This window comes from Salinicoccus roseus (assembly GCF_003814515.1).
Classification (GTDB): domain Bacteria; phylum Bacillota; class Bacilli; order Staphylococcales; family Salinicoccaceae; genus Salinicoccus; species Salinicoccus roseus.
The window spans coordinates 138,000-153,992 of the sequence record NZ_RKQJ01000003.1; the positions used below are offsets into that span (position 1 = coordinate 138,000).

14 protein-coding genes are annotated in these 15,993 nt (G+C 50.2%); 7 read left to right on the forward strand and 7 right to left on the reverse strand.

Going from position 1 to position 15,993, the window contains the following annotated elements:
- The first annotated feature begins 200 nt into the window (after positions 1 to 200).
- The 3 genes from EDC33_RS09905 to EDC33_RS09915 all read left to right on the forward strand — a co-directional run bounded on the left by EDC33_RS09905 (position 201) and on the right by EDC33_RS09915 (position 3,505).
- Entirely contained in the window at positions 201 to 1,049 is an 849-nt protein-coding gene (locus EDC33_RS09905; RefSeq protein ID WP_124011043.1) for an aldo/keto reductase, read from the forward strand.
- A gap of 310 nt (positions 1,050 to 1,359) precedes the next feature.
- Positions 1,360 to 2,073, forward strand: coding sequence for an aggregation-promoting factor C-terminal-like domain-containing protein (locus EDC33_RS09910; RefSeq protein WP_124011044.1), 714 nt, complete (start codon positions 1,360 to 1,362; stop codon positions 2,071 to 2,073).
- A gap of 148 nt (positions 2,074 to 2,221) precedes the next feature.
- On the forward strand, positions 2,222 to 3,505 hold the full coding sequence (locus tag EDC33_RS09915; RefSeq protein WP_124011045.1) for a CBS domain-containing protein: 1,284 nt from the start codon (positions 2,222 to 2,224) through the stop codon (positions 3,503 to 3,505).
- An 81-nt stretch (positions 3,506 to 3,586) separates the two neighbouring features.
- On the opposite strand, the gene EDC33_RS09920 is transcribed toward EDC33_RS09915, so the two are convergent.
- Together EDC33_RS09920 and EDC33_RS09925 are read right to left on the reverse strand one after the other, a co-directional pair.
- A complete protein-coding gene (locus EDC33_RS09920) occupies positions 3,587 to 4,987 on the reverse strand; it encodes an MFS transporter (protein WP_124011046.1) in 1,401 nt (466 codons plus the stop codon).
- Positions 4,980 to 6,194, reverse strand: coding sequence for an amidohydrolase (locus EDC33_RS09925; protein WP_124011047.1), 1,215 nt, complete (start codon positions 6,192 to 6,194; stop codon positions 4,980 to 4,982). The genes EDC33_RS09920 and EDC33_RS09925 overlap by 8 nt, the downstream gene beginning before the upstream one ends.
- A gap of 249 nt (positions 6,195 to 6,443) precedes the next feature.
- On the opposite strand from EDC33_RS09925, the gene EDC33_RS09930 reads away from it, so the two are divergent.
- Positions 6,444 to 7,577 carry a trans-sulfuration enzyme family protein gene (locus tag EDC33_RS09930; RefSeq protein WP_094906826.1) on the forward strand — a complete coding sequence of 378 codons (1,134 nt, stop codon included), beginning with the start codon at positions 6,444 to 6,446 and terminating at the stop codon, positions 7,575 to 7,577.
- A 121-nt stretch (positions 7,578 to 7,698) separates the two neighbouring features.
- Here EDC33_RS09930 and EDC33_RS09935 read toward each other — a convergent pair whose 3' ends face one another.
- Positions 7,699 to 9,105, reverse strand: a complete 1,407-nt coding sequence (locus EDC33_RS09935; protein ID WP_124011048.1) for a sodium/glutamate symporter — start codon at positions 9,103 to 9,105, stop codon at positions 7,699 to 7,701.
- Between the two features lie 142 nt (positions 9,106 to 9,247).
- Between EDC33_RS09935 and EDC33_RS09940 the strand changes: the two genes are divergently transcribed.
- Both EDC33_RS09940 and EDC33_RS09945 read left to right on the forward strand, forming a co-directional pair.
- Positions 9,248 to 10,216 (forward strand): M23 family metallopeptidase, encoded by a 969-nt coding sequence (locus EDC33_RS09940; RefSeq protein ID WP_170156399.1) that lies wholly within the window; start codon positions 9,248 to 9,250, stop codon positions 10,214 to 10,216.
- A 40-nt stretch (positions 10,217 to 10,256) separates the two neighbouring features.
- Positions 10,257 to 10,727, forward strand: a complete 471-nt coding sequence (locus EDC33_RS09945) for a peptide-methionine (S)-S-oxide reductase (RefSeq protein WP_124011050.1) — start codon at positions 10,257 to 10,259, stop codon at positions 10,725 to 10,727.
- Positions 10,728 to 10,795: 68 nt separating this feature from the next.
- Here the strand turns inward: EDC33_RS09945 and EDC33_RS09950 are convergent, their stop codons facing one another.
- The 4 genes from EDC33_RS09950 to EDC33_RS09965 all read right to left on the reverse strand — a co-directional run bounded on the left by EDC33_RS09950 (position 10,796) and on the right by EDC33_RS09965 (position 14,849).
- Complete coding sequence (locus EDC33_RS09950; RefSeq protein WP_124011051.1) at positions 10,796 to 11,344, reverse strand: GNAT family N-acetyltransferase; 549 nt, start codon at positions 11,342 to 11,344, stop codon at positions 10,796 to 10,798.
- Between the two features lie 274 nt (positions 11,345 to 11,618).
- Positions 11,619 to 11,732 carry a type I toxin-antitoxin system Fst family toxin gene (locus EDC33_RS09955; RefSeq protein WP_372908744.1) on the reverse strand — a complete coding sequence of 38 codons (114 nt, stop codon included), beginning with the start codon at positions 11,730 to 11,732 and terminating at the stop codon, positions 11,619 to 11,621.
- Positions 11,733 to 11,815: 83 nt separating this feature from the next.
- The gene (gene abc-f / locus EDC33_RS09960) at positions 11,816 to 13,273 is read right to left on the reverse strand and encodes a ribosomal protection-like ABC-F family protein (RefSeq protein WP_124011053.1); all 1,458 of its coding nucleotides are present in this window, start codon (positions 13,271 to 13,273) and stop codon (positions 11,816 to 11,818) included.
- Between the two features lie 547 nt (positions 13,274 to 13,820).
- Positions 13,821 to 14,849, reverse strand: a complete 1,029-nt coding sequence (locus EDC33_RS09965) for a restriction endonuclease (RefSeq protein WP_124011054.1) — start codon at positions 14,847 to 14,849, stop codon at positions 13,821 to 13,823.
- A 103-nt stretch (positions 14,850 to 14,952) separates the two neighbouring features.
- Between EDC33_RS09965 and EDC33_RS09970 the strand changes: the two genes are divergently transcribed.
- Positions 14,953 to 15,936 carry a formamidase gene (locus EDC33_RS09970; RefSeq protein WP_124011055.1) on the forward strand — a complete coding sequence of 328 codons (984 nt, stop codon included), beginning with the start codon at positions 14,953 to 14,955 and terminating at the stop codon, positions 15,934 to 15,936.
- Positions 15,937 to 15,993: the final 57 nt, after the last annotated feature.

Consider the following 15,993-nt stretch of genomic DNA (forward strand, 5'->3'; position numbering starts at 1 on the left):
CTCCTCTACATTACATTTTATAATCTAATGACGATTTGTCATAACCACCTATTCTACTACAGGTTTCAGTCACTTCCAATGGCCTCACCTCCTTCTGGGGAAAGCATGCAGCCTCCCCTATGCACATTCCTACCCATCAATTTTAATGAGTGATAAAATAAATTCTGCACCGCAAACCAGAAAATGTAAGGGGTATAGATATGGAACAATTGACAAGTACATTCAAGCTATCCAACGGCGTAGAAATCCCATGGGTCGGATTCGGCACATGGCAGACACCGGACGGCGACACGGCAGTGAATGCCGTCAAGCAGGCGCTCGTATCCGGCTACCGCCATATTGATACCGCAGCGGCCTATAAGAATGAAGGCAGTGTCGGACAGGCAATCAAAGAATCAGGGGTTGCCCGTGAAGATATCTTCATCACCAGCAAGCTGTGGAATGAAGACCGTGGCTATGAAAATACGAAGCAGGCCTTCGAGAATACACTTAAAGAACTGGGCACGGACTACCTCGACCTCTATCTCATCCACTGGCCGGCGAACGAAAAGCAGTTCGACGACTGGAAAGAGATCAACCTGGATACATGGAAGGCGATGACCGAGCTATATAAAGAAGGAAAAATAAAGGCCATCGGCGTCTCCAACTTCATGACGAACCATCTGGAGGCACTCCTTGATGCGGAAGTGAAGCCGATGGTCAACCAGATCGAATACCACCCGGGCTACACTCAGGATGCGGTCGTCGACCTTTGCAGGAAGCATGACATCCTGGTCGAAGCATGGAGCCCGATCGGTTCCGGCCGCCTGCTCGAGAATGAAGACCTTACAAAGATCGCCGATAAGTACGAAAAGTCCGTCGCACAGCTGTGCATCAGATATGTACTGCAGAACGATGTGCTGCCACTGCCGAAATCCGTCACCCCATCCCGCATCGAAGAGAACACAGACATCTTCGATTTCGAAATCATGGAGCAGGACATGAAGACGATCGATGCGATGGAGAATGTCGGCTTCTCCGGCATGGACCCGAACGAAGTGGATTTCTAGACTCATCAGAATTGTATGCAGCGCCTTCGGACCAAGGTTTGGTCCGGAGGCGTTTTTTATATGGAGGGAACTTGAAGATCATCAGCCGAGTATTGAATATTCTCAAATATTACAGTGATATCTCCACATTACAGAGAACGATGTACTTTGTAACCTCATTATTATCGCTCTGTAACCACAGGCGGGAATACACGTGTTATAGTGTGTCTTGTCTTGGAAAAAGCAGGACATCAAAACGTGATGCACCCTGAAGATTAAAAACAACCGATTGATAAATAATATACCCATTCATGGAGGATGAGATTTTTTTATGAAGAAGACAATATTGACGACGACACTCGCACTTGGACTTGGCGTATCCGGCATCGTAGCCGACCAGAATGCAGAAGCTTCAGAGGTCAATAAAGACCAACTCGCGCAGATGGCGCAGAACAACTCAAGCGTACTGAACAATGCACCGATTCACGAAGGTGAGTACAGCTACAACTTCACTGTTGATGGCGTCAACTACAACTTCGAATCTGATGGCACGTACTACACATGGTCCTATGGCGGCTACAGTGTAGAAACGCCAGAAGTGGCAGAGGCAGCACCACAAGAGGCGCCTCAAGAAGCGGCACCGCAGGTGACTGAAGAAGAAACACAGGAAGCTGCGCCACAACAGCCAGCTGAAGTGGAAACTCAAGAAGAGGCACCTCAGGTTGTTGAAGAAGAGCCGGTACAACAGACACAGCAGGTTGAAGATGTACAGGCAGCAGCACCAGCGGCGAATGGTTCCACTAAGGAACAGTTCCTCGCAGCAGGCGGTTCAGAAGCAATGTGGCAGCACATCGTAATGCCTGAATCCAGCGGTAACCCACAAGCCGTCAATGAACTCGGCTACAGAGGCCTTGGTCAGACGAAGGAATATTGGGGCACTGGTTCTGTAGAAACACAGACTGAAGGCATGCTCGACTATGCTGTTGAACGTTACGGTTCCGTAGAAGCAGCAATCCAATTCCGTCAAGCGAACAACTGGTGGTAAGATCTCCATCCCATTCAAAATCCGCATCACCTCAGACAGGTGATGCGGATTTTTTTGTTATCCAGATGAAAAATATAATATGAATATTTTCATTCCTGATGTAGTGATATAATTGAATCAATGACTACGTGGTACGGAGGTGATTTAGATGCAGGTGATCATTTCACATGTGAATACCGATTTTGATGCGCTTGCTTCATTGATTGCAGCAAGCAGGCTCCATCCGGACGCAGCAGTCGTCATCCCGAATGAACAGACGGCTCCTGTCAGGCAGTTCCTCGCCATCTACAGGGACAGCTTCGATCTGATCGAGGATACGCATGTCGACTGGACGGAAGTGACCGATATGATCCTGGTGGATGTAGCATCCATATCAAGGCTCGGCAACCACACCGGCAAACTCGATGAAGGACAGATGACCATCACCGTCTATGACCACCATACGCCGGGTGAAAATAATGTCAAAAGCAATCATGAAGTGATAGAACCGGTCGGTGCAACGGTAACCCTGCTGATCGAGGAGATCATAAAGCGGGAGCTCCCCGTGTCCCCGCTTGAAGCCACCCTATTCGGTCTCGGCATCTATACGGATACAGGCGCCTTCACATTCCCGAACACCACCAGCCGGGACTTCATCGCCGCGAGCTTCCTGCTGGAACAGGATATGAACCTAGAAGTGATCCAGCGGTTCTCCGACTATAAGCTGAACCCCGACCAGCAGCATCTCCTGACCGAGCTGTTCAGCGATGCAAAGACAATCGATCAGGATGGGCTGACGCTGATCGTCAGTGCCCACCAGATCGATGGCTTCCTGATAGAACTTGCGACGATCACCGACAAACTGCTCGAACTGAGCGGTGCCGATGCCGTGCTGACTGTCGTCAAAATGGAGAAGCATGTACACATCGTCGGCCGCGGGAATTCGAACAGGATCGATCTCCGTCCCCTGCTCGAGGCATTTGGGGGCGGCGGCCATCCCCGGGCGGGTTCGGCCACGGTCCGGAAAAGTGAACTGGAGAATGTCGTGGCACAGGTGGATGAGCACCTTGACCTTATTTTGAAAAAGGCGGTAATCGCCCGCGACATCATGTCGCATCCTGTCGAGACCGTGGCGCCCGACACCAGAGTCGAAGATGTCGAAAGTCTGATCGAACAGCGTGGATACTCCGGGTGTCCCGTCATGGAAGACGGCAGGCTCATCGGCATCATCACGCTGCGGGATATCGACAAGGCGAATCGGCATGATCTCGGCCATGCCCCCGTCAAGGCCTTCATGCGTGAGGACCCGGTCACCATTAAGCCGGAAACGACCAAGGAGGAAATCGAGGAACTGATCATCACCCATAATATTGGCCGGCTGCCGGTGATGGAGGACGGCCAGCCGGTCGGCATCGTCACCCGGACGGACATCATTCAGGTGCTGCACAGCTGATTTGGTTTCTCCGACAGCGAAACGGATACATCATAAAAAAATTGCCCACGCTCCAGTTTTGGAGCATGGGCAATTTTCAATTCATTCTACAATTTCATCCACTTTTTCCGGCAGGAATACTTTGATGAAGAGGAATGCCGTGATGATGATGGCGATGTTCACCATGAAGGCGCCGCTCGCCGCCCACTCGATGCCGAACAGGCCGTTCAGCAGGGAATAGACCGAGACGAGGATTGCGATGCCGAACCCCTGTCCCAATGTCGACGCCATTTTGAATATAGCGGATGCGACACCTGTCTTATCCGATGGCAGTGAGGACACTGCGGTATCCAGTGCAGGGGTGGCGAACAGTCCGACGCCCGCACCAAAGAATGAAAATCCGATCAGTGCGCTGATGATGAACCCGAGCCCATCGAAGAACGTCAGCGTCAGGAAGACCACACCGACCGAAAGCAGTACCGGTGCGGCCATCAATGCCTTCTTCGGTCCATACTTGGCGATGCTCTTCTCCCCTACCCGTACGAGCAGCAGCAGAAGGATCACGTACGGCAGTGTCACCAGTCCCGACTCGAATGCAGTCAACCCAAGGTTCGACTGTGTGTAGATGTTGAACACTGCGATGCTCCCGACGGACATGTTCAGCAGGAAGTTCCCTGAGGCGACGCCCGTGTAGGAGCGGTTGGCGAAGAGCGAGAAGTCGATGAACGGCTTGTCCTTCTTCTTCTCGACCCTGTAGAAGACGAATGCACTGGCCAGGACCACCGCAATCAGTGCAAGCGAGATGGGACTGAGCCATCCGACTGTGTCACCCTGGGTGATGAACACACTGAGTGCCGCCATGAGGATGGTGAAGAGCGCAAGTCCTGCATAGTCGAATGACAATCCACCTTTTGGCAGTGGCACAGTGTGGTGCCTCAATTCCTTCAGGAGGAACAGCGCAAGGAGTGAGAGTGCAATGGAAATGATGAAGATCCACTGCCATCCCATATAGGTGGAGACGGCACCGCCGAAGAACGAGGCGAATCCGGTACCACCGAATGCACCGATGGACCACCAGCTCAATGCACTGCGGCGTGCCTTACCTTCAAATATGCTGTTGAGTATGGAAATCGTCGCCGGCATGAGCATCGCGGCGGAGAAGCCCTGGATGACACGCCCCGCCAGCATGATGTAGGCATTGCCGGTGATGATCAGCATCAGGGATCCGACGATGCTCAGTATGATGCCGATAAAGGTGAACCGGACCTTCCCGAGCTTATCCGAAAGGTTTCCGGCAGCCACCATGAAAATGCCGGTGATGAGCGAGGTCAGGCTGATCGACAGGTTGATGATGCCCTGTGATGTATTGAAGGTATTCTGCAGGTGCGGACCCAGGTTCAGGAAGGTCTGGGCAAACAGCCAATAGGTCAGGATCGCAAGCACGATTCCAAGGATGATCATATTGCCTGAACGTCTCGTCACTCCCCCGGCTTCATTATTCATTTCCGTCACCCTTGCCCAGATTTTCCAGACGGCTGAGTACAATCTCACCCAATGATTTGGCACAGATCATCAGACTGTCCTCGTTGACTTCAAATTTGGGATGGTGGTTCGGATAGGCCGTATCCACCCCTTCCGGCTTCGCCCCGACGAACAGGAATACGCCCGGAATCTTCTCCAGATAATATGCGAAGTCTTCGGAGGCGGACTGGGGTTCAGGGTTTGTATAGTTGTCGAAATATGTCCCCTCAGACGCCATGAGAATCTCCTCCAGGAACTCACATTGTTCCTCATGGTTATGGGTTACAGGGTAATCGTAGACGTAGTCCAGCTCACATTCGACATCAAACATGTCTTCAATGCTCTGCACGGCCTTCTTCATCGATTCGTAGAGGAACTCCTTGCTGTCGGTCTCGAGATACCGCGCAGTCCCCCTCAATGTGACGCTGTCCTGGATGACGTTATAGCCGCCCGGTGCATCGAAGGCCGTCACGGACAGCACCGTCGAATGCATGGGATTGGAAAATCTAGAAATGATCGTCTGGGCGTTGGTGATGAAGTAGGCGCCCGCAACGAGAGCATCCTTTGTGGTATGCGGCATGGCACCGTGGCCGCCCTGCCCTTTTATCTTGAGGTCGAAGTTCGAACGCCCCGTGAGTGCATTTCCCTTCACGAGTCCGATTTCACCCTGGTCGATCGTCGGCAGGACATGGATGCCGTAGATTTCATCCAGGTCGTCGAGTTCACCCGATTCCACGATGCTCTTCGCCCCGCCCGGCGGCACTTCTTCAGCATGCTGGTGGATCAGTTTGATCGTACCGTTCCATTCATCCTTCAGCTCGATCAGCGTTTCACCCAGTATCAGGAGATACGCCGTATGCGCGTCATGTCCGCATGCATGCATTACACCGTCATTTTTGGATTTGAACGGCACATCCGCCTGCTCCTGGATCGGCAGTGCATCAAAGTCCGCACGCAGTCCGATCACCGGACCCTTGCCCTTCCCTTCGATCTCCACGATGATGCCATGGCCATTCCCGACTTCGGATTTGACCGTCACATCCTGATCCTTATAGAAATCGAGGATGTACTTTGCCGTCTCCGCTTCTGCAAACGACAGTTCCGGATTCTCATGCAGATGGCGGCGGATTTCCACCATCCGTTCTTCCTTCTCTTCCAGCCTCTTGAATAACTTTTCCTTCAATTGCATCTTAATGACTCCTTTATTAAAAAATTCACATTATTCTTCACTACCATTAAAACATATTTCAGCTTTCCATACCTGAAACAAATATGAAAAACATATTTCAGCTTTCCATACCTGAAACAAATATGAAATTTTAATTATAATTTTCAATCGACATCATCAAAGACATATCGAAATCGCATTCTATTGAATGATTATTCAGTCAATAAGTTATATAATGGGGAGTATACATTTTAGAAGAGAGGGATATTTATGCGTTTTGAAACAAAAGCCGTCCATGCCGGACGCAAGGTCGACCCCGTCACAGGCGCGGTCACGACACCGATCCACCTATCCACTACATATGAGCGGGCTGAAGATGGTTCCTATACGGATGGCTTCATGTACAGCCGGGGGGACAACCCGAACCGCCGGTCGCTGGAAGCATGCCTCACGGAACTTGAAAATGGATATGACTGCGTGACGTATGCTTCAGGCATGGCGGCGATCGCCTCGGTGATCGAATCCCTGCCTGCCGAGAAATCCCAGCGCATCGTCATGGCCGATGATATGTATTTCGGCGTCCGCACACTGATCGGCGAGACGGACATCGGTAGACGGTATGACATCGTTACAGTCGACATGACCGACCTCAACGCCGTAAGGGAAACGGTCGAGGAGGCGGATACCGGACTCGTCTGGATGGAAACCCCGTCCAATCCGCAGATCAAGATCACCGACATCGAAGCCGTCGTCGAGATTGCCACAGAAGCTGGCGCCTACACCGTCATAGACAATACAGCCGCAACACCGATGCTGCAGAATCCGCTCGCCCTCGGCGTCGACTTCTCGCTCCATTCCGTCACGAAGTACATCGGCGGCCACAGCGACCTGCTCCTCGGTGCGGTCGTTGCGAAGGAAGACACCCGGATGCTCACCAACCTGCGCAACTGGCAGCATGCCAAAGGGGCCGTACCATCTTCATTCGACTGCTGGCTGGCCCTGCGCGGTGTGCAGAGCCTGTCTGCACGGATGCGTGTCCACTGCGCCAATGCCAAAGAGATTGCCGACTTCCTGAAGCAGCATGACAGGGTCGAAGCCGTCCATTACCCAGGACTTGAAAACCATCCGAGCCATGAGGTCGCCAGGAAGCAGATGAGCGGTTTCGGCGGACTCTTGTCGTTCCAGGTCAAAGGTGGGGAAAAGGAGGCGCTCACAGTCGCCAATACTGTCGCGCTCATCACGCAGGCCACGAGCCTCGGCGGCACACACACCTATATCGAGCACCGCTACTCCGTGGAAAAGGAACTGACTCGCGCACCCGAGAATCTGCTCCGCCTGTCCGTCGGCCTCGAAAATGCCGATGACCTGAAGGAAGACCTGGATCAGGCGCTGAGTAACATATAGATCAGACAATTGATGCAATTCCGCTAGATTAAAAAAGGACGAATGGCCCATCACCAGAAAATGGATGGTCTGTCATTCGTCCTTTAGCATGTGTGTCCATGAAATGCATGAAGAAGTTCTTCTATTCCGCCTTCTTCCTGCCGAAATAAAGCAGTCCCATGAGCAGCCCGATCAGCAGCATAACTGAGGCAAAGATGAGGAACGGAATCGGGCCGAACTGGAAGATGAGGGGCGCGGATAAGGCGGTGACGAGGCCGCCGCCAAGGAACGGCTCGAACACAAGCTGCTTGTAGCCGAAACCTTCAAGTGCAGGTGATTCGGTTTCAGGGTCGGCCACGCGGATCAGCATCAGACCGGTGGCGGTAACACCCGTCGACTGGCCAAAGTCACCGATGGCCCGTTCAAGCCAGTAGTCCGGCAGCATCCTTGGTCCGAAGACGAAGAATCCGAACACGTTCCACACGATACCGAATACAGCGAGCAGCAGGAACGGCACAAGATATTCCCCAAGGACCGCCAGTGAAACGGTCGCAATGGCACTGATGATGAGTATATCGAGGGCAAAGCCCTGGATGCTTGTAATCATCTGCCTGTCGACGAGACGGTGCTTGTCATATTTGTCCACGAAGAACTGGACGGCCAGTCCCCCGAACATCGCCAACGGGAACAGCGGCACATATGTCATGAAGTCCGATCCGAACAATGCAGCTTCCAGCCACGTGATGCCCTCGAGCAGCAGATAGCCAATGAAGATGGCGAGTCCGACGATGGCGAAATGGAATGTAAGCGTCTCGATCGATTCCGACCTGACCGTCTTCTCAGGTCCGGAATTGCGGTCTTCCTCCTCGACGATGCCTGCCTTCTTCATCGCTGACATCCCTTTTACATTGCTGATGATCTTCGTCTTGTCCCTTCGGACACCCCAGTTAATCAGGATGATGCCGATGATTACACCACTCAGGATGCCGACAGTGGCCATACCGACAGCGAGGTCATACGCTTCCGGGAACCCGAGGTCCGCGAATGTCTCCTGCAGCCCCGCAGCCGTACCATGTCCGCCCTCGAAGCCGATTTCTATCAGTGCACCGACAAACGGCGGCATGTCATAGAATGGCACCAGTATCAGAAGTGCCAGCAGCAGGCCGATGACATACTGCCCCCAGCCAAGGGACCAGCCGAATGCCAGCTGCGGTCCCCCGACATTCCAGATCCGCTTCAGTCCCGGCAGGACAGTGCCGATGAACAGCGTCGCAAATACGATATTGATCATGAGGCCGGGAAGTGACGACCAGACTTCCATGATCTCTTCGGTCAATATTCCGGTCGTCCAGAACGAGTCCTCCCCGACGAAGTTGCCGGCAATCCGCCCCAGTACTCCCGGGCCCAAAAACAACGCCACAAATCCCCCGATGACCGACGCCGGGAGGAAAAGGTTCTGCATCAATTCAACACGCATCCGGATCCATTTTCCGAGCAGGAGGAAGATTCCCAAAATCAGCAGCGCAAATCCTATGTGCTCCGGACTCATATTTACACTCCTCTCAAATATTTCTTAAAAAAACACGCACCTTCCCCTAATTACCGTCCATAAACGATAGTTAGTGTTATCCCCCTCTTCCCAACAATGATAATATGGAAACGTGAAACCAATGACAAAACGGAGGGGTTCTGTGAGTAATCATCGTTCCAATGGCAAAATCGATCCCGATAATTTCGGGGAGGCTTTCCTGAATGAAAGCCCGAAGTGCATATATGACCAGTGCATCTCGGACTTCAAGAACATCATCCCCTTAGACCAGTTCGAGAAGATGGTGCACGGATACAACCAGGGGGTCGAACAGTATAAGCTGGAGCACATCTCCCATCTCGGAGAGCACCGGCACTACCTCTGGCGCGATCAGAGTGGCAAGAAGGCACTCAGCGTCTATTTCGACTCGGCCGACCTGATCCATCGGCTCGTGGTGCATGAGTATAAGACATTCCCGAAAACAGACGCCACACTGTCCGAAGTCTCCTACACCATGCCGGTCAAAGACGACTGGCTCGTCTTCTGGGGCGGTGCCAATGAATTCATCAACTACCATTACGCCTACCCTTCCCAAAGGTATGCATACGACCTGCTGATTATGGAGAAGGGAAAGACCCATAAGGGCACACCGATGAAAAATGAAAACTACCATGCCTTCAATAAGGACATCATCGCACCGGCCGGCGGCAGGGTGGTCAAGGTGCTCAACAACATACCGGATAATGTGCCGGGTGAGATGAATGAAAAGCAGCCCGCCGGCAACTACATCATCCTCCAGCACGCCAAAAAGGAATACAGCCTCCTCGCCCACCTGAAGGAAAACTCGATCAAAGTCGATAAGGGCGATATCGTTCAGGCGGGAGATACAATAGCGAAATCCGGCAACTCCGGCAATTCCTCGGAAGCGCACATCCACTTCCAGGTGATGGACGCCCCGAAGATCCATAAATGCAAGTCCATCCCCATCCGCTTCAACGATCGGAGCAGCCCGGTCCAGGGGGACATCGTCACACGCACTTCGGGTGACACGTCCAAAAAATTCGACCCGGATACACTCGGGCCTGAAGGCAGTCCCCTCGTCCCGGAGTTTCTGACAAGAATATTTAAGTGATGCAGGATGCATCAGAATAAATACTTAAGGAGCAATCAATATGGAAACCGTATACTTGGCCGGCGGATGCCTGTGGGGCGTCCAGGCCTTCATCAAGACCCTGCCCGGTGTCAAAGCGACAGAAGCGGGCCGGGCAAACGGCACCAGTGATACACTCGATGGTAGGTATGACGGATATGCAGAATGTGTGAAGACGGAATTCGATCCGGCAGTGACTTCCATCGACCGATTGATGGATCATCTGTTCAAGATCATCGATCCATACAGTGTGGACCGCCAAGGTGAGGATGTCGGCAGGAAGTACAGAACTGGATTATATAGCACAGACCCGGAGCATTTGAGAGAAGCGGAAGCATTCATACATCGGAGGGCTGACCATGCCAAAATCGCCGTCGAAGTACTGCTCCTCACCAACTATGTGAGAAGCGCAGAGGAGCATCAGGACCGGTTGGATCGATGTCCGGATGACTACTGCCATATCCCGAAGGAACTGCTTACGAAATACCAATGAGAAATGCCCCGTGGACTTTACATTCCACGGGGCATATTCATTTGCTGTATAGATCGATTTCTGCTTGATTAGCGCGCTCGTTCTTTGTCTTCACTTAAATCCAAAACCATCAGATTTTCATCGTAATACCTCTTTCCATCATACATGGCTTTAGGGTCTGTACCGTAGATCCTGAAGCCAAATTTTTTGTAGAATGAAAGCGCTCTTGTATTTTCGGTTACAACCGCAAGATTTACGACTGCCAGGCCTTCAAGCTTCTTTATTCTGTCCATCAGATAACCTACAACCTCTTCCGCCATTCCTGTGCCCCTATGGCTTCGGCTGCAGTACATGCCGATCAACAATCCTTTATGTTTCACCTTATCTCCCTGCAGCCTGACGAAAGAAGCAGTACAGACGAGTGTCCCGTCATCAAACCCTCCAATTGTAAACTGGTGCTCTGAAGGTTCAATGCGCGCTTCAAATTCTTTTAGTGAGAAGTTCGCTTCTCTTTCATAAGTGGAGCCGAATGCACTCGCCTCCGTCCGAAGGCCTTCCAACCTTAATTCCCTATATGCCAAAGCATCACTTTTATCCAGAGTTCTTATATCCAGAATCAGCACTCCATTTCTTTTCATATCGTCAATTTAATGTCAGTGTCAATATTATCATATGGCTTGAAAGTAATTGAAGGCCGGTGCCTCAAGAAAGGTACGTACCGATTCCTCAGGCATATATCCAAAGGCAGCACATCTCTGGACGAAACAGTATATTAAATCATTCATGTTTACCTGATTTGAATATGGTGTTATAATACAAGTAACAAATAGGATGCTGTATATGAAACACCGAACCCCCAATCTATGGCAGTAGATTGGGGGTTTTATTTGGTGTATTGGCTGCGTCATCTGGTCAGTCGTCACGATTGTCGAGCCAATAGGCGAACAACGTGAGGGTTACACCTGTGATGACAGGTGCAACCAAAACTTCAAATAGGGTGCTGTACATGACTTCACCTCCTTCCATGCTGTTACAGCACGGAAGTGGACCAGATGACCGCCATCATTTTATCATAAATGCACCCTTCCATTATTGTTGCCGGGTACTGTTCAATCTACAATATTAAGCTTCCCATCTTCAATCCGGTAGACGATATCCGCCACCCGTTCGACGAAGTACTTATCGTGGGAAGTCAGGATGACTGTGCCTTCGTAAGCTTCGATGAAGGACTCCAGTGCTTCGATCTTATCCAAATCGATGAAGTTCGTCGGCTCATCGAGTATGATGACATTCGACGGCTTCACGAACAGCAGTGCCAGGGAGACCCGGGTCGCCTCACCGCCACTCAAGTTATGCAGCGGCTTCGACACCTCATCTTGTGTAAACCCGAGATTCTGAAGGATGCTCCTGACGACCGGCTCACTGTACTCCGTATGTTTCATGAGATGCCTGAGGACGGGCGCGTCTGTAGACATCCTGTAGTCCATCTGCCTGTAGGTCTCGATTGTGACTTTCGGAGAAATGTCCATCCCTGGGGCATTGTGCATAACCTCGTGAAGCAGGCTCGATTTCCCCGAGCCATTGCTGCCGGTGATTGCTATGACTTTCCCCAGGGGAAACTGGAAGCTGACATTATCGAGCAGCACCTTTTCTCCCCGCTGGACGTTGAGGTCCTGTGCCATGATCGGGAATTTGTTATGGATTTCCATCGATTTCGGCATCGGGAACCTCAGTTGTCTATCCACTGTCAACTGTTCCACTTCATCCAACTGCCCTATTCTCGATTCGATCGCTTTCGCGGCCTTGAAAGCCTGTTTCTGCACCGTGTCCTTCTGCTTGCTCGAACTCAGACGGTCGGGTTTTATATCCTGCTTCCTGGACTTGTCTCCAGAGCCCATCCTGCTTGCCTTCTCCAGCTGCTTCCTGGCCGCTTCCTCAAGCCTTTTCTTCTCTCTTATAAAATTTTCATGCTGCCTTTCAATCTCGAGCCGTTCAATTTCCTTCTGGGCGATGTAGTCATCATAGTTCCCCACATACTCCTTTACGGTGCCATCCGACACTTCCCATATCTTTTCGGCGATGCTGTTGATGAAATGCCGGTCGTGGCTGACGCATATCAAAGTACCGTAATAGTACTTCAGTTCATCGATCAGCAGTTCAACGCCCACCTCATCAAGATGCGTCGTCGGTTCATCCAGCAGCAGACCGAGCTTGTACTCGGACAATGCGTGGGCGAGACGGAACTTCGTCTCCTCACCGCCACTGAGTCCTTCGTTGTCCGGTACATTCAACCGGCTCAGCAGTTCGAAGTTGAAATCTCCATCGACTGGATCCGCCGGCTCCCCGAGCTGGGCGAAATAATTGAAGTCCGTCTCCACCTGCACACTGCCCTCATAATCACTGAATATGCCTGCGATCATCTTCAGCAGTGTCGACTTCCCTGCCCCGTTCGGGCCGAGGATGGCGATCCTGTCGTTCATATACGCCGATAGTGCTTCAATGTGAAGTAGATCTTTGTTGCCGAATGTGACATGTACATCTTTCAATCTTACTGATAGTTCGTTCATTATAATTTGCACTCCTTATGAGCCTGCAAACTATATTATTTCGCGCACAAAAAAGAGACAGCCTAAGCCATCTCCCACTCTTGTTGCAGGACGATCCTGAAAATGGACATACTCATCCCTATGAGAATATAGTTTGGCAAGACTTTTGAATATTCTATTCTGTCAGCTATTCAAATCAGTCTGCCAAATTCTCGGGATACCCATTTCCAGAACCTCCTTGCGTTTATTTGCTGTTATTTTACCATATTATGATGAAAAGAAGAAATAATCTCTCCAAATACACTACCAAAATAGACATCTTCACATTTGCGATTATTAGAATAATAGTTGAACTTACCTGAAAGAAGCAGAAACATTCATCCGCCGTTGGGAGTAACATACAGGATTGCCGTCGAAGTACTGCCCCTCACCAACTACGTGAGGGCTACACCTATAATGACAAGTGCAACCAGTTAAACGATGATAGGAATGCGAAGTATAACAGTTATACTGCAGCCCTAAGCTAGTTTCGCTGATAGAAAATATTTGCCCTTCACTTATTTATAAGTTATTCTTCTATCTCCTTATCCAACATCCATACTCGCTTTATTGGAATTTCGTTTTTTATATCGTCACTAAGGTTATCGTAGTGTTCAAATATCTGTTGGATAATGGTTTTGGAGTCCCATAGTCTTACTTTGAAGAAATGTTTAGGCACTTCCCTAGTAACAGAAGATTTAAAACCACTCCAAGATACGAGGAGACCATAATCTGCATTGAAGTTACTCATTGTTCCAACCAATTGGTCTAACGTAGGTCTATCTAACGGTGAATCTTCTGTTTTAACTTGAACACAGATACGAGGAGAACCGAATCCTAGTAAATCTGAAGAAGCCAGTATATCTACACCATGATCTGAACCTTCTGGACTTTTAAATGTAGTAAAACCTTGTGCCTTTAATATCTCTTCTATTAATGTTTCCATCTTAGATCCCTTGAACTTTCTTATAATTCTCTCTGAAATCTGATCATAGATAAACTCTTCTATATCTATAGATGCTGGTTCTTCACTCTCATCTACTAATTGAACTGTTCTTTTGTTTTTTGGAACCTGCCATCCATTATTCTTCATTTCTTTTATTCTTTCTTCAGCATTGTTTCTCTGTATTTTGCAAACTGTCATAAAGGCGCCGAGAGAATATAAGATGTCTTGATCAAACCTCTCACGAGGAATATCTTCCTTAATCCAATCTACCTCCCGATAATGAAAATACGGATTTTCCAAATTTTCATCGTAAATGTACTGGCTTTTCACAACCCCTATGTGGATAGTCCGATTCAATTTGGACGGTAATGCAATATAATCACCAACGTCAATTTTACGAGCCATTGGCCATATTTGTGATGCCCAATTTATAGCTGTTTTCTTTTTCTCAATATCATAGTGTTCCATTAATTTCTCTACCAGTAATTCCTTAGATTCGATACTTTTCAAATTAAAATTGAGACTATCCCATGTTAAGTATATTCTATTATCCTCTAAAAATTTATTTTCGTACTCTCCATTCTTCCCTGCTCTGAACAACCAGACTGTCATGTATATCCCCCTCAAAATTTGACTGCTTTTAAATTACAGAATTCTCCAATATAATAAGCGTAACATATTTTGTATGAAAATATATATTAGGAGGTTGAATGAAATGAGTGGACTTGGTGGACTGAACAAATCACAGAATGGTGTGGTCATCGGACTTGTACAGCTGCAGCTGCCGGTGACTGAAACGAAGAAAGATCTCAAGCAGCAGACGGAGAAGGTTTGTGAAATGGTCAGGAAGGCGAAGCGGTTTGCAGCACCGATAGACCTGGTGGTCTTTCCAGAATACATGCTGCATGGCCTCTCCATGAGCATGGATAAGGAGATCATGTGTGATGTGGATGGTCCTGAAGTCGAGGCATTCAAGGAAGTGTGCAGGGAGAATGACATCTGGGGCTGCTTCTCCATCATGGAGTATAACCCGGACGGCAATCCATACAACACTGGACTGATCATCGATAATAAGGGAGAAATCAAACTGAACTACCGGAAGCTGCATCCATGGGTGCCGGTGGAACCTTGGGAGCCTGGCGATGTCGGGCTGCCGGTATGTGAAGGTCCGAACGGCAGTACACTTGGACTTGCGATCTGCCACGACGGCATGTTCCCGGAAGTGAGCCGTGAACTGGCGTATAAAGGCGCCGACATCATCCTGAGGACGGCAGGATATACCGCGCCAATCCGCCACTCCTGGCGGATCACGAACCAGTCGAACGCCTTCTGCAACCTCGCCTATACCGCATCGGTTGCCATGTGCGGCACCGACGGCACGAACGATTCCATGGGCGAAGGCATGATCGTCAACTTCGACGGGGTGCCTATGGTCGAAGGCAGCAACCGTCCCGATGAGATCATCACCGGAGAAGTCAGACCGGACCTCGTCCGGGAAGCGCGGACGGACTGGGCCGTCGAGAACAACATGTATCAGCTCGGCCACCGCGGCTATGTCGCCGTTGAAGACGGCATCACCGATGCACCGTACACCTATATGCAGGATCTCCAGAACGGGGAGTATAAATTGCCATGGGAAGATGACATCGTCCATAAGGACGGAGGGGCCTACGGGTTTGAGAAGCCGAGAAAAAAGTAGAATCACATCCAATATGATCACGTGCCGCCGGAAGTATATCCGGTGGCATTTTTTTCT

Coding starts and splice junctions, on each gene's coding strand:
- EDC33_RS09905 (WP_124011043.1), top strand. CDS start 201: ATGGAACAATTGACAAGTACATTCAAGCTATCCAACGGCGTAGAAATC.
- EDC33_RS09910 (WP_124011044.1), top strand. CDS start 1,360: ATGAAGAAGACAATATTGACGACGACACTCGCACTTGGACTTGGCGTA.
- EDC33_RS09915 (WP_124011045.1), top strand. CDS start 2,222: ATGCAGGTGATCATTTCACATGTGAATACCGATTTTGATGCGCTTGCT.
- EDC33_RS09920 (WP_124011046.1), bottom strand. CDS start 4,987: ATGAATAATGAAGCCGGGGGAGTGACGAGACGTTCAGGCAATATGATC.
- EDC33_RS09925 (WP_124011047.1), bottom strand. CDS start 6,194: ATGCAATTGAAGGAAAAGTTATTCAAGAGGCTGGAAGAGAAGGAAGAA.
- EDC33_RS09930 (WP_094906826.1), top strand. CDS start 6,444: ATGCGTTTTGAAACAAAAGCCGTCCATGCCGGACGCAAGGTCGACCCC.
- EDC33_RS09935 (WP_124011048.1), bottom strand. CDS start 9,105: ATGAGTCCGGAGCACATAGGATTTGCGCTGCTGATTTTGGGAATCTTC.
- EDC33_RS09945 (WP_124011050.1), top strand. CDS start 10,257: ATGGAAACCGTATACTTGGCCGGCGGATGCCTGTGGGGCGTCCAGGCC.
- EDC33_RS09950 (WP_124011051.1), bottom strand. CDS start 11,344: ATGAAAAGAAATGGAGTGCTGATTCTGGATATAAGAACTCTGGATAAA.
- EDC33_RS09955 (WP_372908744.1), bottom strand. CDS start 11,732: ATGGAAGGAGGTGAAGTCATGTACAGCACCCTATTTGAAGTTTTGGTT.
- abc-f (WP_124011053.1), bottom strand. CDS start 13,273: ATGAACGAACTATCAGTAAGATTGAAAGATGTACATGTCACATTCGGC.
- EDC33_RS09965 (WP_124011054.1), bottom strand. CDS start 14,849: ATGACAGTCTGGTTGTTCAGAGCAGGGAAGAATGGAGAGTACGAAAAT.
- EDC33_RS09970 (WP_124011055.1), top strand. CDS start 14,953: ATGAGTGGACTTGGTGGACTGAACAAATCACAGAATGGTGTGGTCATC.